Source organism: Ruegeria sp. AF8 (genome assembly GCF_056541825.1).
Map to the genome: position 1 here is coordinate 59,789 of NZ_JBQFYW010000004.1, position 23,725 is coordinate 83,513.

Annotated in this window: 26 protein-coding genes and 1 pseudogene; 24 read left to right on the top strand and 3 right to left on the bottom strand. The window is 59.9% G+C overall.

Annotated elements, in window-relative coordinates:
- Window positions 1-458: 458 nt before the first annotated feature.
- Window positions 459-584 (top strand): annotated as a pseudogene (locus ACR0AO_RS09150) (IS3 family transposase); the annotation flags it as partial.
- Between the two features lie 44 nt (window positions 585-628).
- Here the strand turns inward: ACR0AO_RS09150 and ACR0AO_RS09155 are convergent.
- A complete protein-coding gene (locus tag ACR0AO_RS09155; protein ID WP_480603181.1) occupies window positions 629-943 on the bottom strand; it encodes an IS66-like element accessory protein TnpA in 315 nt (104 codons plus the stop codon).
- 220 nt (window positions 944-1,163) lie between these two features.
- Here ACR0AO_RS09155 and ACR0AO_RS09160 point away from each other — a divergent pair, with 220 nt between their 5' ends.
- Complete coding sequence (locus tag ACR0AO_RS09160; protein ID WP_480602742.1) at window positions 1,164-1,379, top strand: DUF1127 domain-containing protein; 216 nt, start codon at window positions 1,164-1,166, stop codon at window positions 1,377-1,379.
- A gap of 55 nt (window positions 1,380-1,434) precedes the next feature.
- Here ACR0AO_RS09160 and ACR0AO_RS09165 read toward each other — a convergent pair whose 3' ends face one another.
- Together ACR0AO_RS09165 and ACR0AO_RS09170 are read right to left on the bottom strand one after the other, a co-directional pair.
- Entirely contained in the window at window positions 1,435-2,700 is a 1,266-nt protein-coding gene (locus tag ACR0AO_RS09165) for a DEAD/DEAH box helicase (RefSeq protein WP_480602744.1), read from the bottom strand.
- Between the two features lie 224 nt (window positions 2,701-2,924).
- Entirely contained in the window at window positions 2,925-4,076 is a 1,152-nt protein-coding gene (locus tag ACR0AO_RS09170; protein WP_480602746.1) for an adenylate/guanylate cyclase domain-containing protein, read from the bottom strand.
- A gap of 141 nt (window positions 4,077-4,217) precedes the next feature.
- Here ACR0AO_RS09170 and ACR0AO_RS09175 point away from each other — a divergent pair, with 141 nt between their 5' ends.
- From ACR0AO_RS09175 to ACR0AO_RS09280, 22 genes are all read left to right on the top strand, one after another.
- A complete protein-coding gene (locus ACR0AO_RS09175; RefSeq protein WP_480602748.1) occupies window positions 4,218-4,658 on the top strand; it encodes a GFA family protein in 441 nt (146 codons plus the stop codon).
- Between the two features lie 182 nt (window positions 4,659-4,840).
- Window positions 4,841-5,314 (top strand): 50S ribosomal protein L15, encoded by a 474-nt coding sequence (gene rplO, locus ACR0AO_RS09180; protein WP_480602751.1) that lies wholly within the window; start codon window positions 4,841-4,843, stop codon window positions 5,312-5,314.
- Window positions 5,315-5,423: 109 nt separating this feature from the next.
- Window positions 5,424-6,788, top strand: a complete 1,365-nt coding sequence (gene secY / locus ACR0AO_RS09185) for a preprotein translocase subunit SecY (protein ID WP_480602753.1) — start codon at window positions 5,424-5,426, stop codon at window positions 6,786-6,788.
- Window positions 6,785-7,429 carry an adenylate kinase gene (locus tag ACR0AO_RS09190; protein ID WP_480602755.1) on the top strand — a complete coding sequence of 215 codons (645 nt, stop codon included), beginning with the start codon at window positions 6,785-6,787 and terminating at the stop codon, window positions 7,427-7,429. Before secY ends, ACR0AO_RS09190 begins: the two co-directional genes overlap by 4 nt.
- Before the next feature lie 203 nt (window positions 7,430-7,632).
- Complete coding sequence (gene rpsM / locus ACR0AO_RS09195; protein ID WP_480602757.1) at window positions 7,633-8,001, top strand: 30S ribosomal protein S13; 369 nt, start codon at window positions 7,633-7,635, stop codon at window positions 7,999-8,001.
- 14 nt (window positions 8,002-8,015) lie between these two features.
- Complete coding sequence (gene rpsK, locus ACR0AO_RS09200; RefSeq protein WP_170462414.1) at window positions 8,016-8,405, top strand: 30S ribosomal protein S11; 390 nt, start codon at window positions 8,016-8,018, stop codon at window positions 8,403-8,405.
- Between the two features lie 114 nt (window positions 8,406-8,519).
- Window positions 8,520-9,536, top strand: coding sequence for a DNA-directed RNA polymerase subunit alpha (locus ACR0AO_RS09205; RefSeq protein ID WP_480602758.1), 1,017 nt, complete (start codon window positions 8,520-8,522; stop codon window positions 9,534-9,536).
- 118 nt (window positions 9,537-9,654) lie between these two features.
- Window positions 9,655-10,077, top strand: coding sequence for a 50S ribosomal protein L17 (rplQ, locus tag ACR0AO_RS09210; protein WP_480602759.1), 423 nt, complete (start codon window positions 9,655-9,657; stop codon window positions 10,075-10,077).
- 118 nt (window positions 10,078-10,195) lie between these two features.
- Entirely contained in the window at window positions 10,196-11,506 is a 1,311-nt protein-coding gene (locus ACR0AO_RS09215) for a DUF3300 domain-containing protein (RefSeq protein WP_480602760.1), read from the top strand.
- Entirely contained in the window at window positions 11,507-12,397 is an 891-nt protein-coding gene (locus ACR0AO_RS09220; RefSeq protein WP_480602761.1) for a DUF2950 family protein, read from the top strand.
- A gap of 20 nt (window positions 12,398-12,417) precedes the next feature.
- On the top strand, window positions 12,418-12,825 hold the full coding sequence (locus ACR0AO_RS09225) for a hypothetical protein (RefSeq protein ID WP_480602762.1): 408 nt from the start codon (window positions 12,418-12,420) through the stop codon (window positions 12,823-12,825).
- A gap of 67 nt (window positions 12,826-12,892) precedes the next feature.
- Window positions 12,893-14,278: a trypsin-like peptidase domain-containing protein gene (locus ACR0AO_RS09230; protein ID WP_480602763.1), complete on the top strand. Its 1,386-nt coding sequence runs from the start codon at window positions 12,893-12,895 to the stop codon at window positions 14,276-14,278.
- A gap of 3 nt (window positions 14,279-14,281) precedes the next feature.
- A complete protein-coding gene (locus ACR0AO_RS09235; RefSeq protein ID WP_480602765.1) occupies window positions 14,282-14,419 on the top strand; it encodes a hypothetical protein in 138 nt (45 codons plus the stop codon).
- A 111-nt stretch (window positions 14,420-14,530) separates the two neighbouring features.
- Window positions 14,531-15,856, top strand: coding sequence for a replication-associated recombination protein A (locus ACR0AO_RS09240; protein ID WP_480602766.1), 1,326 nt, complete (start codon window positions 14,531-14,533; stop codon window positions 15,854-15,856).
- A gap of 304 nt (window positions 15,857-16,160) precedes the next feature.
- On the top strand, window positions 16,161-16,541 hold the full coding sequence (gene crcB / locus ACR0AO_RS09245; protein ID WP_480602768.1) for a fluoride efflux transporter CrcB: 381 nt from the start codon (window positions 16,161-16,163) through the stop codon (window positions 16,539-16,541).
- Entirely contained in the window at window positions 16,538-17,581 is a 1,044-nt protein-coding gene (locus ACR0AO_RS09250) for an RluA family pseudouridine synthase (protein ID WP_480602769.1), read from the top strand. Before crcB ends, ACR0AO_RS09250 begins: the two co-directional genes overlap by 4 nt.
- On the top strand, window positions 17,578-18,249 hold the full coding sequence (locus ACR0AO_RS09255) for an HAD-IA family hydrolase (RefSeq protein WP_480602770.1): 672 nt from the start codon (window positions 17,578-17,580) through the stop codon (window positions 18,247-18,249). Before ACR0AO_RS09250 ends, ACR0AO_RS09255 begins: the two co-directional genes overlap by 4 nt.
- 4 nt (window positions 18,250-18,253) lie before the next feature.
- Window positions 18,254-18,961, top strand: a complete 708-nt coding sequence (locus ACR0AO_RS09260; RefSeq protein WP_480602773.1) for an ATP12 family chaperone protein — start codon at window positions 18,254-18,256, stop codon at window positions 18,959-18,961.
- 210 nt (window positions 18,962-19,171) lie between these two features.
- Complete coding sequence (locus ACR0AO_RS09265) at window positions 19,172-20,188, top strand: amino acid ABC transporter substrate-binding protein (RefSeq protein WP_480602775.1); 1,017 nt, start codon at window positions 19,172-19,174, stop codon at window positions 20,186-20,188.
- 133 nt (window positions 20,189-20,321) lie between these two features.
- Window positions 20,322-21,590 carry an amino acid ABC transporter permease gene (locus ACR0AO_RS09270; protein WP_480602776.1) on the top strand — a complete coding sequence of 423 codons (1,269 nt, stop codon included), beginning with the start codon at window positions 20,322-20,324 and terminating at the stop codon, window positions 21,588-21,590.
- A gap of 1 nt (window position 21,591) precedes the next feature.
- Complete coding sequence (locus ACR0AO_RS09275; RefSeq protein ID WP_480602778.1) at window positions 21,592-22,899, top strand: amino acid ABC transporter permease; 1,308 nt, start codon at window positions 21,592-21,594, stop codon at window positions 22,897-22,899.
- Between the two features lie 10 nt (window positions 22,900-22,909).
- Window positions 22,910-23,701, top strand: a complete 792-nt coding sequence (locus ACR0AO_RS09280) for an amino acid ABC transporter ATP-binding protein (protein ID WP_480602780.1) — start codon at window positions 22,910-22,912, stop codon at window positions 23,699-23,701.
- The last annotated feature ends 24 nt before the right edge of the window (window positions 23,702-23,725 follow it).

The window sequence follows — 23,725 nt, forward strand, 5'->3', positions numbered from 1 at the left end:
TCACTAATCACGCAATTGAAAGGACGGTCTGAACTTCTCCCCTCAGACCGGCTCTAAATGACCGGTCCGGCGACATCGGCCGCAACGCAGCAGTGAGCGTTCTGCAATTACGAGTGGATGCTGCGTCAGCAAACGGTCGGTTGAACAACAGCAGGAGAGACCGGCATTTTGTAAGTTCACCGGTTCCAAAACTTCGCAGCCGCAGCGAACGACCGGAACGGCGGGCTGCGCCGCAGCAGAAACCCTCGGCCAGTTACGTCAAACGGCCGAGTTTGCAAAGGGCGCTTCCTGCGCAAAGTTGCCGTTAGCTATGCGCTATCATGGGTTTATATGATTGCGGAGAGGGCAGGTAGGAAACGGCGGTTGCCTGCTCCCGCAACCAGCACTGTCGAACCAGCCGCCCCAGGGCGGCTTTGTTCGTTCTGAACGCCACCCAATGCAAGCAATCTCGCCAGCTCATCGACATGCATCACAGCGAGCATGGGGTCGAGCCGATCTGCACTGTCCTGCCGATTGCCCCTTCCACGTATTGTGAACATCTGGCGAAGCGGGCTGATCCGGCCCGGTTGTCGGACCGTGCCCGTCACGCCTGCTGCCAGCCACACCCGTGTGTCGCTCGGCACCGGGATCAATGGATAATCCCTTTGAGAAGTCGCGCCAGAACCTCGGGATCAAACCCAGCCTCGGCACGAATTCTGTGCCCACCCGCCAGTTCAATCTCGATCCGGCCAGAGGACGTCGGCGCAAGCACCGGCTCGACAGAGGCAGGCATCAGGTCAACGGATCCCGAAACTTCGGAACCAATCTCTTCTGGCAAGAACAAAGGCTTGGCCGAAACGCCATTCCTATCTGGTGCAAATCGCGGGTCCTGCAGCCACTTGAAAATCGGAATGGCGTTCACCGCGTAGCGCTGTGCAACCTGGGCCACAGAAACACCCGACATAGACGATTGCCGACAAGTCTCCCGCTTCTTCCGATTACCCATAGAGTGTCTTCGCCGGATGTTCACTTTCCAATTCACCGGCCATGCAAAAAACGCAAACCGGATAGACCGAAACACCGATTGCTGGCGTGAACGGCTGCACCTATCTGTCCTCTGTCCAAAACAGGAACCCGACACGCACCGGGGAATACGCCCTGGCATTCTGAAAGGAGAACAAGACATGGCACATACGCTGAACATCTCGCATTCCGGCCACTCTTTCGGCGCACACATCCGCGCGTTTGTCGAAAACGTGATGCTGTCCCGCGCCCGCGCCGCTGAATACAACCGCACTTATTCCGAGCTTCAGAGTCTGACCGACCGCGAATTGAACGACATCGGCATTCGCCGCTGCGACATCGCGGACATCACGCGGAAACACGTCTACTGCTCGTAATTTCCCACACTCGCCACTCGCAAAAAAAGCGCCCCGATCCGGGGCGCTTTTTCGTTCAGGCGGCTTTCCTGCGAGGGCGTCCCCGGTTGGGCCTGCGCCGCTGGTTCTGCGGTTTGCGCGAATCCTTTTTGGGGTCTTCAAAGGCCCAGGGCGTGCCGCCGATCACCGGAATGTCGCGGGCCATGGTCTTTTGAATGGCGCGCAGTTCGCCCATCTCGGCCGGGGCGCAAAAAGCCACGGCGCGACCATCGCGCCCGGCGCGCGCGGTGCGGCCGATGCGGTGGACATAGTTGTCGGGCACGTTCGGCAGATCATAATTGTAGATGTGGCGCACATCCGGAATGTCGATCCCGCGCGCGGCAACGTCGGTCGCCACCAGAATCCGCAGCTCGCCGGCGCGGAACTGTTTCAGCGCCCGGTCCCGCTGGCCCTGTGATTTGTTGCCATGCACCGCACCAGCGGCGAAACCTGCCTTGTCCAGCGTTTTCATCAGCCGTTCGGCGCCATGTTTGGTGCGGGCGAAAACCAGCGCCAGTTCGTCCCGGTGCTGGTCCAGCATCTCGATCAGCAGGCCGGTCTTTTCGGTCTGCGCCACGAAATGCACGCCCTGAGCGATCTTGTCCGCCGGACGGCCCGGAGGTGCGGTTTCAACCCGCACCGGGTCGGTCAGATAGGCCGCGGCGATCTCGGCCATCTGCTTCGGCATCGTGGCGGAAAACAGCATGGTCTGGCGGTCGTCCGACAGCAACGCCGCGATTTTTCGCAGGGCATGGATGAACCCGAGGTCCAGCATCTGGTCGGCCTCGTCCAGCACCAGAAAGCGGGTCTCGTCCAGCCGTACTGCACGGCGCTCAAGCAGGTCGATCAGACGGCCCGGCGTGGCGACCAGAATATCGCTGCCCCGGTTCAGCCGGTTGATCTGCGGCCCCATGGACACGCCGCCGACCACAAGATCGACCCGCACCGAGGTACGTTCGGCATAGGCGCGCAGGTTATCCGAGATCTGTTTTGCCAGTTCCCGTGTCGGTGCCAGCACCAGCGCGCGCGCGGTTTTCGGGGCCGGGCGCCCTTCCTGCCGGATCAGCGACATCAGGACCGGCAGGCCAAAGGCCAGTGTCTTGCCGGTGCCGGTTTGCGCCAGACCCATGACGTCGCGCCCGTTCAACGCGTGCGGGATCGCCTGTTTCTGGATCGGGGTGGGTTCTGAGATGCCCAGAGATTCAAGATTGGTGATAAGGCGGGGCGTAAGCCCCAGCATGGTAAAGTCCAAAAGCCGTTCCTTTTCGGCGGGGCGGCCTTGTGTAGCCGCGCAAAATGACATGTCACGACCCACGCGGGGCCGCGTTGCGTTACGTGGTTGCGCGATGCTCTGCTGCCCGGCCGGATTGCCTGCGGCTGCGTCATGGCGCCGACCCCCGCGTGATCTGGGTATCAGTGGTGATTCAGATGAGGTGCTGCGCGGATACGATAAATACTTCGGTCGCGCGGTCTGCTCACGCCGCAGACAAGGCACAGCGGGGCATATGGTGGTAATTCACCCGCTTGTCAACATGATGGTTTCGCAATGGGGCCGGGGGCATAGATCAGCGCGGGTCGCTCCAACCCCTTCAGGCTGAATTCTCCCACCCGGTCGTGGCCGCCGCCCAACAGTTCGGCAAACTCGGCGGAATATAGAACGGGCCGCCCGGTTTCGGCGCACAATGCCTCGATCCGGGCCGCGATGTTCACCGCCTGTCCCAGAACGGTGAAATCCAGCCGCCCTGTCGATCCGACATTGCCATACAGCACGCGCCCGAAATGCAGGCCGACTCCGAATTCCAGATTGTCCGGCAGGTCGGCCTCGCGCGCGGATCTTGCCGCCGCCAGGGCGCGGACACAGGCCGCCCTGCGGCCCGCTTCCGACGGAAACACCGCCAGAACGCCATCGCCCAGAAATTTCAATATCTCGCCGCCATTGGCCGTCACTGCGGCGTCGATCACCTCGAAATACCGGTTGGCCAGTGTCACAGTCTCCTGCACCGAAAGCCGGGCGTTCAGCCCTGTCCAGTCCCGGATGTCGCTGATCAGGATCGCCGCCTCGATAGTGTCGATATGGCCGCGCGTGATTTCGCCGCCTAGCACGCGGCGACTGGTGCCCGCGCCCAGATAGGCCGCCGTCACCGCTGTGGACAGGATCGACAGGCGATGGACCTCGGATAACGGGGCAAGGGCAAGCGCGATCGCCTTGATGCCCCGGATATCGGCGTCCTCGAACCCCCCGGCCCGGTCTGTCGCTATAACCAGTATACCGGACAGATGGTCGCCGCATCGAAGCGGGACGCCAAAGTAATCCGTTGCGCCCTGCGCGTGCAATTCGTGGTATACCAAATGGTCGTCCTGTTGCAGCCGCGTAAGGTCTTTCCGCAACGGCTGACCGGTTTTTGAGATCCGCGCCAGCGGGCTGCCGACATAACCGCTGCGCTGTTCGAGCCCGTGCGGATTTTGCACGGCTTCGACCTGATCCGCGTCCCGGTTCCAGATGGCGCTGACGGCGGCCGCAAGCGGGTGAATCGTACGCATGGCCAATCGAATACGCCAGACAGGTGCCCCCGCACGCAACATTTCCGCTCCCAGCCCCTCGATCAGGGCATCCAGATCGGTCAGGGTGGCACCGGTTTGTAGAAGCCAGTTGGTGATGACCTGATGATTCCAGCTCATGCCGGAAAAATAGCACGGAAACGCGCCCTGGCCGATTTTGCAAATGAATTCCGGGAATCACCGACCTGTGATAGCTTTACCCTACGTAATCGACGGCCAGTTTTGCCGGCAGTTTTCGCAAATCATTGAAAGGGGGAATTTATGGCTCAGTCTCTTGATGGCGGTTGCGATCATGTTCACACGCATACCGACAGCGCCCCGATCGACAATCACACCTGCCACTGCAATGTCTGCAAGTCGGTGACAGGACAGCAAACCACCCATGTCGCGTTTTTCCGCCATGGCGATCTGGCGGTTGACCACCCGGAACTGCTGAACCGGCAGCCATTCAACAAGGACAACCCCGACGGCCCGCTGGAATTGTGCACCTGCAAGGAATGCGGGGCGGCGATCATGCTGGACGACAAGGAAGGACGCATTCGCGTCGCGGTACCAAATGTAATGGGGTACGACGTGGCGGGTTTTCCGGCGGCGACCTATCATGCCTTTTGGGACGAAACCAAGGGCTATGCCAAACCCGATGACGGACGCCCGGTCTATGACAGCCTGCGTCCGGACTTTGAATGGCCGACACCGTCCTGACACCGGGCATAAGGGCAAAAAACCCTGCAAGGGCGGCAACGGGATTGCCGCCCTCTTGATTGCTGCGGCGCTTGCGTCTATACGCCCCCGGTGGCCCCGAGGGCACACGAGAATCAAAACCAAGAAACGCCGTGTTTGGCCCATCACGCTTCGGGGGTCATATCCGGCTTAGGAGAAGCGATATGAAACTGCACGAATTGCGCGACAATCCTGGCGCCACACCTAAACGCACTCGCGTTGGCCGTGGTCCCGGTTCTGGCAAAGGTAAAATGGGTGGCCGCGGTATCAAAGGCCAGAAATCCCGTTCGGGCGTGGCCATCAACGGCTATGAAGGCGGCCAGATGCCGCTGTACCAGCGCCTGCCCAAGCGTGGCTTCAGCAAGCCGAACCGCAAGGAATTCGCCGTTATCAACCTGGGCCTGATCCAGAAATTCGTCGACGCTGGCAAGCTCGACGCTTCGGCCGCAATCACCGAGGATGCGCTGGTTGCCTCGGGTCTGGTGCGCCGCAAGCTGGATGGTGTCCGCGTTCTGGCCAAGGGCGAAGTGTCTGCCAAGCTGAACCTGGAAGTGACCGGTGCTTCGAAAGCTGCCGTTGAGGCGGTCGAGAAAGCGGGCGGTTCGCTGACGGTCACAAAAGCTGCTGCGGCAGAGTAAGCGCTTGTGAGCGGGCAAAGACCCGCTTACATAGACCTCAGAGTTTTCCAAGACGCCGCCCGAGCCGGAAAACGGTTCCGGGCGGTGTTTTCATAAGAGAGACCGATTTATGGTATCAGCAGCAGAACAAATGGCGGCCAACACAAGCTGGTCCGCCCTTGGCAAAGCCACCGATCTGCGCAACCGCATCCTGTTCACGCTGGGTTTGCTGATCGTCTATCGTCTGGGCACCTTCATTCCGGTGCCGGGGATCGACGGGCAGGCGCTGCGCGAATTCATGGAGCAGGCGGGGCAGGGCATCGGCGGCATGGTTTCGATGTTCACCGGCGGGGCGCTGGGGCGGATGGGTATCTTTGCCCTCGGCATCATGCCCTACATCTCGGCCTCGATCATCGTGCAGCTGCTGACATCTATGGTTCCCGCGCTCGAGCAGCTCAAAAAAGAGGGTGAGCAGGGCCGCAAGAAAATCAACCAGTATACCCGTTTCGGCACCGTGGCGCTGGCCACTGTTCAGGCTTATGGCCTTGCCGTTTCGCTGGAATCTGGCGATCTGGCCACAGATCCGGGCCTCTATTTCCGCTTTTCGACCATGATCACGCTTGTGGGCGGCACCATGTTCCTGATGTGGCTGGGTGAACAGATCACCGCGCGCGGCATCGGCAACGGTATCTCGCTGATCATCTTTGTCGGCATCATCGCCGAGGTTCCCGCCGCCCTGGCGCAGTTCTTTGCATCGGGCCGTTCCGGCGCCATCAGCCCTGCCGTCATCGTCGGCGTGATCGTCATGGTGATTGTGGTCATCACTTTCGTGGTGTTCATGGAACGCGCCCTGCGCAAGATCCATATCCAGTACCCGCGCCGCAATGTCGGCATGAAGGTGTACGAGGGCGGCTCCAGCCACCTGCCGGTCAAGGTCAACCCCGCAGGCGTGATCCCGGCGATCTTCGCCAGCTCGCTGCTGCTGCTGCCGGTGACCATCTCGACGTTTTCGTCAGGCGCCGCAAACGGGCCGATCATGTCCTGGCTGCTGGCAAATTTTGGGCCTGGCCAACCTCTCTACCTGTTGTTCTTCGCGTCCATGATCGTGTTCTTCGCCTATTTCTACACGTTCAACGTCTCGTTCAAACCGGATGACGTGGCGGATAACCTGAAAAAGCAGAACGGCTTTGTTCCCGGCATCCGTCCGGGTAAGAAAACCGCCGAATATCTGGAATACGTGGTGAACCGGGTGCTGGTTCTGGGTTCGGCCTATCTGGCCGCCGTTTGCCTGCTGCCCGAGATCCTGCGCGGTCAGTTCGCCATTCCGTTCTATTTCGGCGGCACCTCGGTCCTTATTATCGTTTCGGTGACCATGGACACGATCCAGCAGGTGCAAAGCCATCTGTTGGCGCATCAATACGAAGGGCTGATCGAAAAGTCCCAGCTGCGTGGTAAGGGGAAAAAACGTAACAGGAAGGGACCTTCTCGTAGATGAACATCATTCTTCTCGGCCCCCCGGGGGCGGGCAAGGGGACGCAGGCGCGTCACCTGGTCGATACACGCGGCATGGTGCAGCTGAGCACCGGCGACATGCTGCGCGAGGCCAAGACCTCGGGCACCGAAATGGGCAAGAAAGTCGCCGCCATCATGGACGCCGGCAAGCTGGTCACCGATGAGATCGTGATCGGCCTGATCGAAGAGAAGCTGACCACCGAGACGGGCGCAGGGTTCATCTTTGACGGCTTCCCCCGCACCCTGTCCCAGGCCGACGCACTGGCCGCGCTGCTGGCCAAGCTGGGCCAGTCGCTGCACACCGTGATCGAGATGCGGGTGGACGACAACGCGCTGGTCGAACGCATCACTGCGCGTTCCACCTGTTCGGGCTGTGGTGAGGTCTATAACGACATCACCAAGCCGATCCCCGCCGACGGCGTCTGTACCAATTGCGGCGAGGCCAAGGAATTCGTGCGCCGCGCTGATGACAACGAAGACAGCCTGCGCACCCGCCTGATGGAATACTACAAGAAGACTTCGCCGCTGATCGGCTATTACTATGCCAAGGGCGACTTGCGCCCGGTCAACGGACTGGCAGATATCAGGGAAGTCACCGCCTCGATCGAGGCGGTGCTGGGTTGACCTCCGGTAGGGGCTTGACGCCCCCGCCAAAAGCCCATATCGACCCCCATCCCCTATGGGAATCAACCACGCAGGCGGGATTCGTTCCGTTTGTCTGGACCACCTCGAAAATGATGCTGGACCCTCTGGCCACACTGCCATGGTCAAGCGTTGTGAAAAAAGGTTCTGGAGTTACGGAACCGCAACGAAAAGGAAAGTGACACGTGGCACGTATTGCCGGCGTAAACATCCCGACTGCAAAGCGGGTACCTATCGCCCTCACATATATCACCGGTATCGGCAACACCTCGGCGAACGCGATCTGCGAAGCCGTGGGCATCGACGCGGCCCGCCGCGTCAATGAACTGTCGGATGCCGAAGTTCTGGCCATCCGCGAGCATATCGACGCCAACTACACCGTCGAAGGCGACCTGCGCCGTGAAACGCAGATGAACATCAAACGTCTGATGGACCTGGGCTGCTACCGCGGTCTGCGTCACCGCCGCAACCTGCCGGTTCGCGGTCAGCGCACCCACACCAACGCTCGTACCCGCAAAGGCCCCGCAAAGCCGATCGCGGGCAAGAAGAAGTAAGGAGGGTCTGACCGATGGCACGCGACAAGACACGCATCAAGCGCAAAGAGCGCAAGAACATCGCATCGGGCGTCGCCCATGTGAATTCGACCTTCAACAACACCAAGATCCTGATCTCGGACGTACAGGGCAACGCCATTTCGTGGTCGTCTGCCGGTACCATGGGCTTCAAAGGGTCGCGGAAATCGACACCCTACGCCGCTCAGATGGCTGCAGAAGACGCAGGCAAGAAGGCGCAGGAACATGGCGTCAAGACGCTGGAAGTCGAAGTTCAGGGCCCCGGTTCGGGCCGTGAATCGGCACTGCGCGCGCTGGCTGCCGTGGGCTTCAACATCACGTCGATCCGCGACGTGACCCCGATTGCCCACAACGGCTGCCGCCCGCCGAAGCGCCGCCGCGTCTAAGCGATTTTGAATTGAGCTGGGGCTGTGTTTCTGCACGGCCCCAGCACGTCATTTTGAACCTCGGGCGTCTGCACCTTGTTGGTCATGGGGCGCGGACAGGAATGGAGGGATTACATGATCCATAAGAATTGGGCAGAATTGATCAAGCCGACCCAGCTGGATGGCAAGCCGGGCAACGATCCCGCGCGTCAGGCGACCATGATTGCCGAGCCGCTGGAGCGTGGCTTTGGTCTGACCCTCGGCAATGCGCTGCGCCGTGTTCTGATGAGCTCGCTGCAGGGCGCGGCCATCACCAGCGTCCAGATCGACAACGTCCTGCACGAGTTCTCCTCGGTCGCGGGCGTGCGTGAAGACGTCACCGACATCATCCTGAACCTCAAGCAGGTTGCCCTGCGCATGGAAGTCGAAGGCCCCAAGCGCCTGTCGATCAACGCCAAGGGTCCGGCGGTTGTCACCGCTGGTGACATCAGTGAGAGCGCCGGTATCGAGGTTCTGAACCGCGATCACGTCATCTGCCACCTGGATGATGGCGCCGACCTGTTCATGGAACTGACCGTCAACACCGGCAAGGGTTACGTCTCGGCCGAGAAGAACAAGCCGGAAGATGCACCCATCGGCCTGATCCCGATCGACGCGATCTATTCGCCGGTCAAGAAGGTTGCCTATGACGTTCAGCCGACCCGTGAAGGTCAGGTTCTGGACTATGACAAGCTGACCCTGAAGATCGAAACCGACGGTTCGATCACCCCGGAAGACGCGCTGGCCTTTGCGGCCCGCATCCTGCAGGATCAGCTGTCGATCTTCGTCAACTTCGACGAGCCGGAATCGGCTGGCCGCCAGGACGAAGACGATGGTCTGGAGTTCAACCCGCTGCTGCTGAAGAAAGTGGACGAGCTGGAACTTTCGGTCCGTTCGGCAAACTGCCTGAAGAACGACAACATCGTCTATATCGGCGACCTGATCCAGAAGACCGAAGCCGAGATGCTGCGCACCCCGAACTTCGGCCGCAAGTCGCTGAACGAGATCAAGGAAGTGTTGTCCGGCATGGGTCTGCACCTCGGCATGGATGTCGAGGACTGGCCACCCGACAACATCGAAGATCTGGCGAAGAAATTCGAAGACGCGTTCTAAGCGCGTCTTCCCCAATGCCCGGGCTGCCGGGGACCAAATGGGCACTTCCGCCCCAAGGAGAGCCGGTGACACGCATCGCCGGCCAGACAAAGCAAAACGCGAAAGAAGGAACTAGAAAATGCGTCACGCACGTGGTTACCGCCGCCTGAACCGGACTCATGAGCACCGCAAGGCGCTGTTTGCGAACATGGCTGGCTCGCTCATCGAGCATGAGCAGATCAAAACAACTCTGCCCAAGGCAAAAGAACTGCGCCCGATCATCGAAAAACTGATCACTCTGGGCAAGCGCGGCGACCTGCATGCCCGCCGTCAGGCCGCATCGCAGCTGAAAGAAGACAAGGACGTCGCAAAGCTGTTCGAAGTTCTGGGCCCACGCTACGCCGAACGTCAGGGCGGGTATGTCCGCATCCTGAAAGCTGGCTTCCGCTATGGCGACATGGCTCCGATGGCGATCATCGAATTCGTTGATCGTGACATCGACGCCAAAGGCGCGGCTGACAAGGCCCGCGTTGCTTCCGAAGAGGGCGCAGACGAAGAATAAGTACAAAACATCTATTGTTTTCAAACCCCTGCGTGATTTGCGCGGGGGTTTTTCTTTGCCGTGGTCTTGCCCGAATCGGTGACCTGGGTGATCCTTCGACGAATTGAAGGATCTTGATATGTTTAGATTAGTTGCTTTCACCGCCATGGCGCTGGTTGTGTCCACGCCGCTCCATGCACAGGAAACGACCGCGGCACCGGAGGAGGACGATCAGCAAACTGCGGGCGAGACAGCGGAGTTGTTGACCGATGCCGAGCTTCAGACGCTTGTTGCCCCGGTCGCGCTCTATCCCGATACGCTGCTCATTCAGATACTCGTCGCGGCCACGCAGCCGCTCGAAGTGGTCAAGGCCGAACGGTTTCTGCTGGACAATGTCGAACGCAACTCGACTGAGCTTGAGGCGGAAATCGACGCGATGGGGTGGGACCCCTCGGTTGCGGTGCTCGCGACGGCATTTCCGCAGATCGTGGGCCAGATGGCGACCCATATCGACTGGACGGAGACCATGGGCACCGCCATGCTGGCCCAATCCGACGACGTGATGGACGCGGTCCAGGTCATGCGCGACCAGGCTATCGAATCCGGGGCCTTGATTTCAGGCGATCAACAAACCGTCGAGGTTGCCGAAGATGACACGATCGCCATTGTGCCAACCAATCCCGAGACGGTCTATGTGCCGCAATACGATCCGGCCACGGTTTATACCGGCCCTTCTACGGGCGACATTGTCGGAACCGCGCTTTTGACATTCGGGGCGGTGGCGCTGATCGATGAGATCTTCGATGACGATGATGATTGGTATGGATACTGGGGATGCGGGAATTGCGGCGGCTGGGGTGGTGGCCCGATCATCCGCAATCCTGACATCGACATAGATGTCGACGGAAATGTCAATATCGGCAACGACATAGACGTTGGGTGGAAACCCGACCCCGACCGCCAGGATCAGGCAAAGGACAAGATCGCAAACCGGCAGCGCCCCGAAGGCCGCCCCGGCACGATGCCGGTGGATCGCCAGGATGGCCGCACGGATGAATTGCGCAGCAAGTTGACGGCCAAATCCGGTGCCGCGGATATCAGCCGCGACGGTGCCGCCGCTGCGGCTGCAGCCGTGGGTGCCGGCGCAGTGGCGGGTGGCGCCCTGTCCAACCGGAGTGGCGGCGACGGAAAAAAACCTCAGATCGACCGGGGAGCTGCCGACCGGGACAAGGCCGCGGCGAAACAACGGGCTGTTGATCGCACCAAACAGCAACCGGCTGCGACAAAGCCCGTCAGGCAGAACGCGCAGAAACCTCAATCGAAGAAAGCGGCGACACAGCGCAAACCTTCGGCCCAAAAGGGGGCGGCGATGAAGAAACAGGGCGGCGGGAAATCAACCCGGAAAGCATCGCAGCGCGGGCATGCGTCCAAAGGAAAGCGGAGAGGTTAAATGCGTATCATTTCTTGCACGGCGATTGCCGCTTTCATCGTGGCCGGACCGGCGATTGCCGCCCCCGAAACGTTTCCGACCCCTCAAGACGCGCTCGACGCCTTTGTCGCCGCTTTGAGGTCCGAGGATCAGGCTCGGGTCATCGGGATCTTTGGTGACGAGGCTCGGGACCTGCTTAGTTCCGGCGATCCCGATGAGGACGCCGCAAACCGGGCCGAAGTTCTGCGGATGTATGCCGAGGGCTATCGGTTCCAGCCCGATGGGGAGGGCGTCGATATCATATTGGGCGAGGACAGCTGGCCCTTTCCGATTCCGATTGCCCGGACCGATGACGGCTGGCAATTTGACGTCGAGGCCGGGTTCGAGGAAATCGCGGCGCGCCGGATCGGGTTCAACGAGTTGGATGTGGTCGAGCTTTTGGACGCCTATGTCGATCTGCAGGCCGCGTTCCGGCTGGTCGATCAGAACGGCGACGGCGTAATGGAATTCGCCAGGCAGATCATTTCGGACCCGGGCAAACGAAATGGCTTGTTCTGGCCCGATGGCGAGGGCTATGTCGGCGCAGCCCTTGCCCGGGCGGCCATGTCGGGATGGAGCGATGGCGACGCCGATTACGAACCCGACGCGTTTATGGGCTATGTTTTCACGATCCTGCACGAGCAGGGCCCGCATGCGCCCGGAGGCGCCTATTCCTATCTTGCCGGCAATCACCTTGTGGGCGGTCACGCAATGTTGGCGGTACCTGCCGAATACGGCGAAACGGGCATCCACAGCTTTGTCGTCGGCGAGAACGGGGTTGTGTATCAGGCAGATTTCGGCCCGGATACGCTGGATCTGACTGCCGAACTGAAGGCATACGATCCCGGCGCGGACTGGTCCCCTGTCGAATAGGCACACAGCGAACGGGCAATATGACGAACACAAAAAGTGCCGGTTATTCCGGCAAACCCCTGTCGCGTAAACTTGGGTTCAAGCCGGGCTGGACTGTCCGTGTCGTGAACCCGCCGGAACACTATCCGCAGCTTGTCTCGGATGCCACCGATGTGGCGTTTGCAGCCGATGCCGTGCAACCGGATGCCGCCCATCTGTTTGTGCATGGCGAAGAGGACGTGGCCCGGGCCGCTTCCGATCAGATCGCCCGCCTGCGCGAGGGCGGGATGCTTTGGGTGTCTTGGGCCAAGAAGTCTTCGAAGCTGCATGCCGGTATCACCGAGGACGATCTGCGCGCCGCGATCCTGCCTTTGGGTTGGGTGGACGTGAAGGTCTGCGCGGTCGATGCGGACTGGTCGGCGTTGAAGTTCCTGCGCCGCAAGGGCTGAGAGCCAAGCTTGCATTCACGCCGACATGGCCGCATATCCCATTGAAAACCAGTAAACGGGATTGACGATGCTCCGCCTGATACTCATCGCTTTTTCATATGTCTCTGCGTCGATGGTTGCGGCTGAAACCCGGGTGCCGCAATCGCAGGCGGAGATTTCGATGGGGTTTGCGCCGGTCGTCAAACAGGCCTCGCCCGCGGTCGTCAACATCTATGCCAAGATCATCCGCCAGGGGCGCGCGAACCCGCTGTTCTCCGACCCGTTCTTTCGCGACTTCTTTGGCGGTGATTTCGGTGTGCCACGGCCCCGGGTGCAGAACTCGCTGGGGTCCGGAGTGATCCTGTCCGGGGACGGCTATGTGGTGTCCAACTATCATGTTGTCGGTATGGCCTCGGAAATTCAGGTCGTGACCACGGACCGGCGCGAATTCACCGCCGAGGTGGTGCTGGGGGACGAAGAAAGCGATATCGCAATCCTGCGGTTGCAGGACGCCGAGGGGTTGCCGTTCCTGAAGCTGCGCGATTCCGATCACGTCGAAGTGGGCGAACTGGCGCTGGCCATCGGCAACCCGTTCGGCGTGGGGCAGACAGTATCGTCGGGTATTATCTCGGGTCTTGCGCGGTCGGGGACGGCGACCGGGAACGCACGGGGCTATTTCATTCAGACCGACGCACCGATCAATCCGGGCAATTCCGGCGGTGGGCTGATCGACGTCAATGGCGATCTGATCGGCATCAATACATCTATCCTCAGCCGTTCGGGCGGCTCGAACGGGATCGGCTTTGCCATTCCTGCCAATCTGGTGGCGGAATTCCTGCGTCAGGCGCGCAGTGGCAACGAAACCTTCGTGCGTCCCTGGGCCGGAATGGCGGGCCAGCCGATGAACGCCGATATCGCCGAGTCCCTGGGGTTGGCGCTGCCTGAAGGCGTGGTGATTTCCGATCTGCACCCGGAAAGCCCCATCGCGAAGGCCGGGTTCCGGGTGGGAGATGTGATCACCCATGTGGACGGGGAAGAGGTCAATTCGCCCTCCGAGATGAAATTTCGTATGTCGGTGACCGGGATTGGCGGTGTTTCGAAAATGAGCCGCCTGCGCGGTGGCGAGCGGGCAGAGATCGAGGTGGCGATGACCGATGCTCCCGACACCCCGTCTGCCGAGGAGACGGTGTTGGACAAGCGAACGGTGCTGCCGGGGCTGACGGTGGCGCGCCTGAATCCGGCGGTGATTTCCCGTCTGGGTCTGCCGCTGTCGCTTGAAGGCGTAGTGGTGCTTGATCCCGGCCCCTTTGGCGCAAGGGCGGGGTTGCAGCCCGGCGATATATTGGGCGCGGTGAACGGCGAAGAAGTTCTGCGCCCGGAAGATGTGCGCCGGGCCCTGGCAGACACCGGGCGCCGGATCCGCATCGACTTGCAGCGGCGCGGGCAATGGGTGTCGCTGCGGTTCAGGGTCTGAAACATGTCTGGTCTGCTCGACACAGGCACCAGCGAAGCCTTGACCGCGCCACACCGGCCTTTGGCCTACCGGCTGCGGCCCGGATCGCCTGACGAGGTGATCGGGCAGGTGAAGGTTCTGGGGCTGGACGCAGCGCCATAGCTCTCCGGTCACAGACAAACCTGTTACATCACCTCAACAACGACTATTGAGGATGCTGAGTACTTCCACGAAGCCCCGTTTACTGGCGGCAGAAAATAAGTGGGGCGACATATGGACCTCTTTGGTCAACCCAGTGCGAATGTAGACACAGACAGCAGAACCAATACACGCCCATTGGCGGACTTGCTGAGGCCGGAAAGCCTCGACGACATAATTGGTCAGGAGAAGTTGCTGTCGAAGGAGGGACCGTTAGGGTCTATGCTGGCGGCTGGCCGGGTATCTTCGATAATTCTGTGGGGACCGCCAGGCGTCGGCAAAACCACTATCGCACGGCTGTTGGCGCGGGCAACAAAACTTCATTTCGAACAGATCAGCGCGATATTCAGTGGAGTCGCCGATCTGAAAAAGGTTTTCCAGGCTGCCCGGGATCGAGGCGCAGTCGGGCAAGGCACATTTTTGTTCATTGATGAAATTCATCGTTTCAACAAGGCCCAGCTGGATTCGTTGCTGCCAGTCATGGAGGATGGGACTGTGATTGTCTGTGGCGCAACCACGGAAAACCCATCTTTCACCGTCAACAGAGCGGTTCTCAGCAGATGCCAGGTTATGATGCTTGAGCGGCTTAGTGACAGCGCGCTCGCTGGTCTGTTGTCGCGTGTTGAGAAAATGACCGACCAGGCACTGCCATTGACGGATGAGGCGAAATCCTGCCTGTGTTCCATGTCAGATGGTGACGGGCGCGCGCTGTTGAACTCAGTCGAAAACGTTCTCTCCTGGCCGCAGGGATCAACCTATTCCGCCGATGATGTTGCAAGGCGAATTAGCCGTCGGGCCGCACAGTATGATCGCGCCGGCGAAAATCACTATGCGCTGGCAAGCGCCATTCAGAAATCGATCAGAGGGTCTGATCCCGAGGCGGCGATATACTGGGTCAATCGGGCACTTGAAGGCGGTGAGGACCCGCGTTTCATTCTGCGACGCCTCACTATGATTGCATGGGAAGATGTCGGGCTGGCCGATCCGGAGGCATCGCGTGTCTGCCTGAGCGCGTGGGAGACATATGAAAGGCTGGGTAGCCCGGAGGGAGATCTGGCGTTGACGCAGGCGGCCATCTATCTGGCGTTGGCGCCGAAGTCGAATGCCGGATACGTCGCCCACAAGGCTGCGCGTGCGGATGCGCGAGATAGCGGCTCGCTCCCGCCTCCTTTGAGTATCGTGAACGGGCCGACCAAGATGATGCAGGATCTGGGCTTCAGGCAAGGATATCAGTATGATCACGACTCGCCTGATGCCTTTTCCGGACAAAACTATTTCCCGGAGGGGATGAGGCGACCGACCCACTACCAGCCTGTCGAGCGAGGTTTCGAGCGGGAACTTGCCAAAAGGGCACGATATTTTGCGAGGCTCCGCGAAGAACGAAACTCCGGCTCGGAGTGACGATGCACAGCCGGTGACGGTTTCCATTACGTGCCCTCACTCGGAGCTGCGTCGCTGATTTTTCGAACCAGCCCGCAATCGGATGTGCGACGCCGGGGACCCGTTGATATCCCCGCTCACGTCGGCCGTTCGGATTCCCGGCCTTCGCCGATCCTCGAAATTTCCGGAAATTTTCATCCCGGAGGGCGGACCACTTTCAGGGGGCTGTTGCAGGGCGCAACGCACTTAAACACAACCAGGGTGTCGGGGATGATCCGGCGCTTCCTTCTTGACTTCGCCGCCCGCGCGCGCGAGAGCATCGCGCATGTTTTCTTCGGTTCTGCATGTTGCGCTGGGCGGCGCGGTCGGGGCGACGCTCCGCTATCTCACGGGTGTGGGCGTGATGCGTGCGCTTGGTCCGCAGGAATTTCCGGTGGCGATCATCACCGTCAACGTGATCGGTTCATTTCTGATGGGGTTATTCGTGGTGGCGGCGGCGCATCGCGGATTGCACCACCTCAGCCCGCTTGTCGTCACCGGGATGATGGGAGGGTTCACGACCTTCTCGGCCTTTTCGCTTGAAGCGGTGACGCTCTATGAACGCGGCGCGGTGGTGTATGCGGTTCTCTATGTCGGGCTGTCGGTGATCTTGTCACTGGCGGCACTGTTTGCGGGACTTGTTTTGGGGCGGGGGCTTTGGGCATGAGCGGCGTTCAGATGATCACCATCGGCGAAGAGGACGCCGATCAGCGTCTTGACCGCTGGTTGCGCCGGGTATTTCCGCATGTCGGGCAGGGCCGGATCGAAAAGATGTGCCGCAAGGGTGAGTTGCGGGTCGATGGCGGGCGGGTCAAGGCCTCGACCCGGTTGGAGGCCGGGCAGGTCGTGCGGGTGCCGCCGCTGCCGGATGCCGACCGGAAACCGCCAGCGCCCAGGCCGCGTATTTCGGACGCGGATGCCAGGATGATACAGTCCTGCGTGATCTATCGCGACGACCATATTCTGGCGCTCAACAAACCGGCGGGCCTGCCGGTGCAGGGCGGCAGCGGACAGACGCGGCATGTGGACGGCCTGTCCGAGGCGCTATGCTTTGGCTATGACGAAAAACCCCGGCTGGTACACCGGCTGGACAAGGACACGTCGGGCGTTCTTTTGATGGCGCGCACGCGTGAGGCGGCCAAAGGGCTGACCGCCGCCTTCCGGCACCGCAACACGCGCAAGATCTATTGGGCGCTGGTGGCCGGCGTACCGACCCCCTATCTGGGCGAGATCAAGACCGGGCTGGTCAAGGCGCCAGGCCATGGCAAACAGGGTGAGGGCGAAAAGATGATCGCCGTGCACCTCAACGAGATCGACGCAACGCCAGGGGCAAAGCGTGCCCATACGCTTTATGCCACGCTCTATCGCGTCGCCGGGCGCGCCGCGTGGGTTGCGATGGAACCGGTGACCGGCCGCACCCATCAGCTGCGCGCGCATATGGCGGCCATCGGGCACCCGATTATCGGGGACGGAAAATATGGCGGGTCCGGGCAGGAAAATCTCGGCGATGGCTGGGGCGCGCAACTGGGCGGTATCATCTCCAAGAAACTGCACCTGCATGCGCGCAGGCTTTCGTTCGAGCATCCGGTAACGCACAAGCCGGTGACAATTGCCGCAGACCTGCCGGATCATATGAAAGAAAGCTGGGACACATTCGGCTGGACCGAAGACCTTGCCGCCGAAGACCCGTTCGAGGAGCTGCAATGACCGGATCTTTGCGGCTGATCCTGTTCGATGTGGACGGCACGCTGGTGGACAGTCAGGGCAGCATCGTGTCGGCCATGAATGCCGCATTCGATGCGTTGTCGCTGCCGGTACCCGATCGTGCCGCAACCCTGTCGATTGTGGGGCTGTCGCTGCCGCAGGCCATGGCGCGGCTGGCGCCCGGGCAACCGGCGAACGTTCAGCACAATCTTGTCGAAGGCTACAAGGAAGCCTATCACGCAAACCGCCTGGCGCAGGGCGCGGCAAGCTCGCCGCTTTACCCGGGCGCTGTCGAGGTGCTGCGAAACCTGCACTCGGTTCCCGAATATCTGCTGGGTGTGGCGACCGGGAAATCTCAGCGCGGGCTGGATGCGTTGCTGGAAGCGCATGAACTGGCCGGCTATTTCGTCACCCGTCAGGTCGCGGATCACCATCCGTCCAAACCTCATCCTTCGATGATCGATGCAGCGCGCCGCGAAACCGGGGTTGGGGCCGATGCGACCGTCATGGTCGGTGATACCAGTTTTGATATGGAAATGGCCCGGGCGGCCAGCGTGACCGGAGTTGGCGTAAGCTGGGGATATCACAACAGTTCGGCCCTTTCGCAAGCCGTGCGGGTCATCGACAGCTTCGACCAACTTTCTCCTGTCCTGGACAAACTCTGGAACTGAAAACATGAGTGACTGGAAACCGAAACGGTTTTGGAAACAAAGCGTTGTGGTCGAGGAAGAAGACGGGTTTGCCGTCGAACTCGACGGGCGGCGGGTGAAAACACCGGCCAAGGCAGCTTTGGTGATGCCGACCTTTGATATGGCAAAGGCAGTGGCCGTGGAATGGGACGCACAGGAAACCGCAATTGATCCCAATACGATGCCTTTCACCCGTTCGGCAAATGCCGCGATTGACAAGGTGCGCCATCAGCATGGCGAAGTTGCAGATATGCTGGCCGATTATGGCGATTCGGATTTGCTGTGCTATCGGGCCGAACATCCGGAAACTCTGGTCGCGCGACAGGCCGAACAATGGGATCCTGCCCTTGATTGGGCCGAGGAAAATCTCGGGGTGAGACTTAATCCGGTTTCCGGCGTCGTTCACCAGCCGCAATCCGTCGCCGGGCAGGAGGCGCTCAGGAAAAAGGTTCATCGCATGAACGAATTCCAGCTGGCCGCATTTCACGATCTGGTGAGCTTGTCGGGTTCGTTGATTCTCGGATTCTCGGCGGCGTGGAATTGGCGCGATCCGGATGAGATTTGGCGCATTTCACGTTTGGATGAACTATGGCAGGAAGAACAGTGGGGTCCCGATGACGAAGCGCGGGCGCAGGCAGAGGTGAAACGTTCTGCCTTTCTGCACGCTAAGCGATTCTACGATGTGTCGGATTAAGCCCGTGCGTGTGGGTAAAATTAATTTACCCAAGGTCAATAAGGGGCGAAGCTCCATCGATTTACCTTATACTGGTCTTGACGTTTCTTGATGAATGCGACCAAACTCGTGCCCACTAAAGGGGAGAGACCTTTTGGGTAACCTTGGCGGCATATGGGAATGCCGGTAGAACCGCCTCGTAGAGAGGTGGAAAATCAGGAAGAGGTAAAAATGAAAAAATCCGTAATCTTGGGCGCGGCGACGATTGCCGGTCTGGCTGCTGGCGCAGCTGCCGCAGGCACCGCTGACGACGTCAAGGCGCGCGGCAAGCTGAACTGCGGCGTCGCCACCGGCGTACCAGGCTTTGCCAGCCCCGACGCCAATGGTGAATGGCAAGGCTTCGACGTGGCGGTCTGCCGCGCTGTGGCTGCCGCCGTGCTGGGTGATCCGACTGCTGTTGAGTTCATTCCCACCACTGGTAAGACACGCTTTACCGCGCTGGCTTCGGGCGAGATCGACATGCTGGCCCGCAACACCACCTGGACTTTCAGCCGCGACGTGGACCTGAAGTTCGAATTCGTGGGCGTCAACTATTATGACGGTCAGGGTTTCATGGTTCCCAAGGCACTGGGCGTAAGCTCGGCGAAGGAACTGGACGGTGCGACCGTCTGCATCCAGACCGGCACCACAACCGAACTGAACCTGGCGGATTTCTTCCGCATCAACAACATGAGCTACGAGCCGGTTCCGATCGAAACCAACGCCGAAGCGCAACAGCAGTACCTGGCTGGCGCCTGTGACGTCTATACCACCGACGCGTCCGGTCTGGCCGCAACCCGTGCCACGTTTGAAAACGCTGCGGATCATGCGATCCTGCCTGAAATCATCTCGAAAGAGCCGCTCGGCCCCCTGGTCCGCCACGGCGATCACGAGTGGGGTGATGTGGTTCGCTGGACTCTGAACGCTCTGATCGCGGCCGAGGAGACGGGCATCACTTCGGCCAATCTCGAAGAGATGGCTGCCGGCACCGACAACCCGGAAATCAACCGTCTGCTGGGTTCCGAAGGTACTCTGGGCGAGATGCTGGGTCTGGACGCCGAATGGGCCAGGCGCGCGATTGCTGTTGGCGGCAATTATGGTGAAATCTTTGCCCAGAACATCGGTGAAAGCACTCCGATCGGTCTGGCGCGCGGTCTGAACGCCCAGTGGACCGAAGGCGGGCTGCTGTACGCACCGCCGTTCCGTTAATTGCAACGCGGAAAGGGCGCAGTATAACCTGCGCCCTTTTTGCACCCATAAAAAACAACAGACCCGGCCAATGGGAGCAGGGAAGAACCCTGCCTGACAAAAAAACCGGGATGTCACGGGGAATACATAGGTCATGACGACTCTCACTGACCCGCCAAAGGAGCAGTTCCGGCTGTCCATGCTCCTTTACGATACGCGGTACCGCTCAGCGACCATTCAGGTCATCGCACTGATCGGTTTCATGCTTCTGGCAGCCTGGATTATCTCAAATACAGTCAACAACCTGGCGGCGCTGGGGAAACCGGTGGAGTTCGGGTTCTTCGGTGAACCGGCCAGCTATGACATCAACCAGCGTCTTTTGGAATATACGTCGCGCGACACCCACCTGAGGGCCGCGCTAGTGGGCTTGCTCAATACGCTTGTGGTTGCGTTCCTTGGCTGTATCACAGCTACGATCCTGGGTGTGATCATCGGTGTTCTGCGCCTGTCGCATAACTGGATCGTCGCACGGCTGATGACGGTCTATGTCGAGATGTTCCGCAACGTGCCCGTTCTGCTTTGGATCGTGTTCATCATGGCGATCCTGATCGAGACATTACCCGCGCCAAGAGCATTCAGGGGTGAGAACCCCGAGGCCAGCATGATGCTGGGCGACAGTGTGGCCGTGACCAATCGCGGCGTTTATGTACCGGAATTCCTGTTCTCGAACGGTTTGGGCGATGTCCACCTGTTCGGCAATTCAAGCCTGCGCTTTGATGTCAGCCTTGATCTGATAGCGTTCCTGGTCGTCCTGGGGGCGGGACTATGGGTGTCCAACTGGATCAAACACCGCGCTGATCGCATTCAGGAATTGACCGGCGATCGTCCTGTGACCTGGTGGCAGCGTCTGGCAGTGGTCGTGGTGCCGGTCGGTGCCCTGCTATTCGCGCTGGGGTTCCACCTGGGTTATCCCGAATTGAAGGGATTTAACTTCAATGGCGGCACGCATATGCGGAACTCGCTAATTGCTTTGTGGCTGGCTTTGTCGCTTTATACTGCGGCCTTCATCGCGGAAATCGTGCGCGCAGGTATCATGGCCATATCCAAGGGTCAGACCGAAGCTGCGTCGGCTCTGGGCCTGCGTCAGAACAAGATCATGAATCTGGTGATCCTGCCGCAAGCCCTGCGCGTGATCATCCCGCCGCTGATCTCGAACTACCTGAACCTGACCAAAAACTCATCGCTGGCGATTGCCGTGGGTTACATGGATATCACTGGCACTTTGGGTGGCATCACGATGAACCAGACCGGTCGCGAGCTGGAATGCGTTCTGCTGCTGATGCTGGTGTACCTGGCCATTTCGCTGACCATTTCGGCGGTCATGAACTGGTACAATGAATCTGTGAAGCTGAAGGAGCGTTAAGATGTCTGACATTGGATATGTCCGTACCGAAATGCTCCCCGAGAAGGAGCCGCCAGCCTCAGAGGTTGGTGTCATCGGCTGGGTGCGCCACAACCTGTTTTCGAACTGGTTCAACTCGGCGCTGACGCTGTTGTCGATCTATTTTGTCTACAAGGTGCTGATGGGTCTGATCCCGTGGATGATTTCGCCCACCTGGGATGCGACGTCGCTGTCGGAATGCCGCGAGATTCTGCACGCGCTGGGCCGTGAAGGCCACTATGCCGGCGCGTGCTGGGGTGTGATTCACGAACGCTGGATCCAACTGATCGTGGGATTCTATCCATCAGAACTGTATTGGCGTCCGATTGCGGCCTTCATCCTGATGGGTGTCGCGCTGGCGCCGGTCCTGTTCGCGGACAAAGTGCCCTCCAAGCTTCTGATCTTCTCGGGTCTGTACCCGTTCATTTTCCCGTGGTTGCTTTGGGGTGGAACGATCTGGGGGCCGATTTCGGCACTTCTGGGTTTTGTCATCGGCTGGGCCGTCTATACCTTCGTCAGCAAGGCGATGAGCAGTCTGGTGGGTATCATTCTCGCAGTTGCTGCGTCACTGATCTGGTGGCTGATTATCTCGGGCTATTTCGTAGGTGCCATGAACTCGACCATCCCGATCGGGATTGAGCCCGTCGCAAGCCGTCAATTCGGGGGCTTCATGTTGTCGATCACCATTGGTGTTGTGGCCATCGCCTGCTCTCTGCCTTTGGGGATTGTACTTGCGTTGGGCCGTCAGTCAGACCTGATGATTGTCAAATACCTCTGCGTGGGCTTCATCGAGTTCATCCGGGGCGTGCCGCTGATCACGTTGTTGTTCGTGGCGTCGACCCTGCTGAACCTGTTCCTGCCGCCCGGCACGAACTTTGACATCATCCTGCGGGTGCTGATCATGGTGACCCTGTTCTCGGCCGCTTACATGGCCGAAGTGATCCGGGGTGGCCTTGCCGCATTGCCACGCGGCCAGTACGAGGGGGCGGATTCGCTTGGCCTCAACTACTGGCAGGCACAACGGCTGATCATCATGCCTCAGGCGCTCAAGATCTCGATCCCGGGTATCGTGTCGACCTTTATCGGTGTTTTCAAAGACACCACGCTGGTTTCGATCATCGGACTTCTGGATCCGCTGGGTCTGTCCACCGCAATTCGCGCGGACTCGAACTGGAACGGCATTGTATGGGAACTCTATGGCTTCATCGCCCTGTTGTTCTTCATCTTCTGTTTCTCCATGTCCCGTTATTCCATGTATCTGGAGCGCAAGCTCCACACTGGCCATCGCTAAGGAGGGCCCAATGTCACAACTTGCCGTAGAGCGCGAAATCGACCGTTCCAAGATGCAGGTGAGCGACGAGGTCGCCATCGAAATCACCAACATGAACAAATGGTACGGGTCCTTCCATGTGCTGCGCGATATCAATCTGACCGTCAATCAGGGCGAGCGGATCGTGATCGCGGGGCCATCGGGGTCGGGCAAGTCCACTCTGATCCGCTGCCTGAACGCGCTGGAGGAACACCAGCAGGGCAAGATCGTGGTGGACGGGACCGAGTTGTCGAATGACCTGAAAAACATCGACAAGATCCGGTCCGAGGTTGGAATGGTGTTCCAGCACTTCAACCTGTTCCCGCATCTGACCATTCTGGAAAACTGCACGCTGGCCCCGATCTGGGTGCGCAAGACGCCCAAGAAAGAGGCCGAAGAGCGCGCGATGCATTTCCTGGAAAAGGTGAAAATCCCCGAACAAGCGGATAAATATCCCGGCCAGCTTTCGGGTGGTCAACAGCAGCGTGTGGCGATTGCCCGCTCGCTCTGCATGATGCCGCGGATCATGCTGTTTGACGAACCGACCTCGGCGCTGGACCCCGAGATGATCAAAGAGGTTCTGGACACCATGATCGAGCTGGCTGAGGAAGGCATGACCATGCTGTGTGTGACGCACGAAATGGGTTTTGCCCGTCAGGTGGCGAACCGCGTGATCTTTATGGATGCCGGCCAGATCGTGGAGCAGAACGAACCCGAAGAGTTCTTCAACAATCCGAAATCGGAACGCACCAAGCTGTTCCTCAGCCAGATTTTGGGGCACTGAAGCAGGGCCGGGGAACACCCGGTC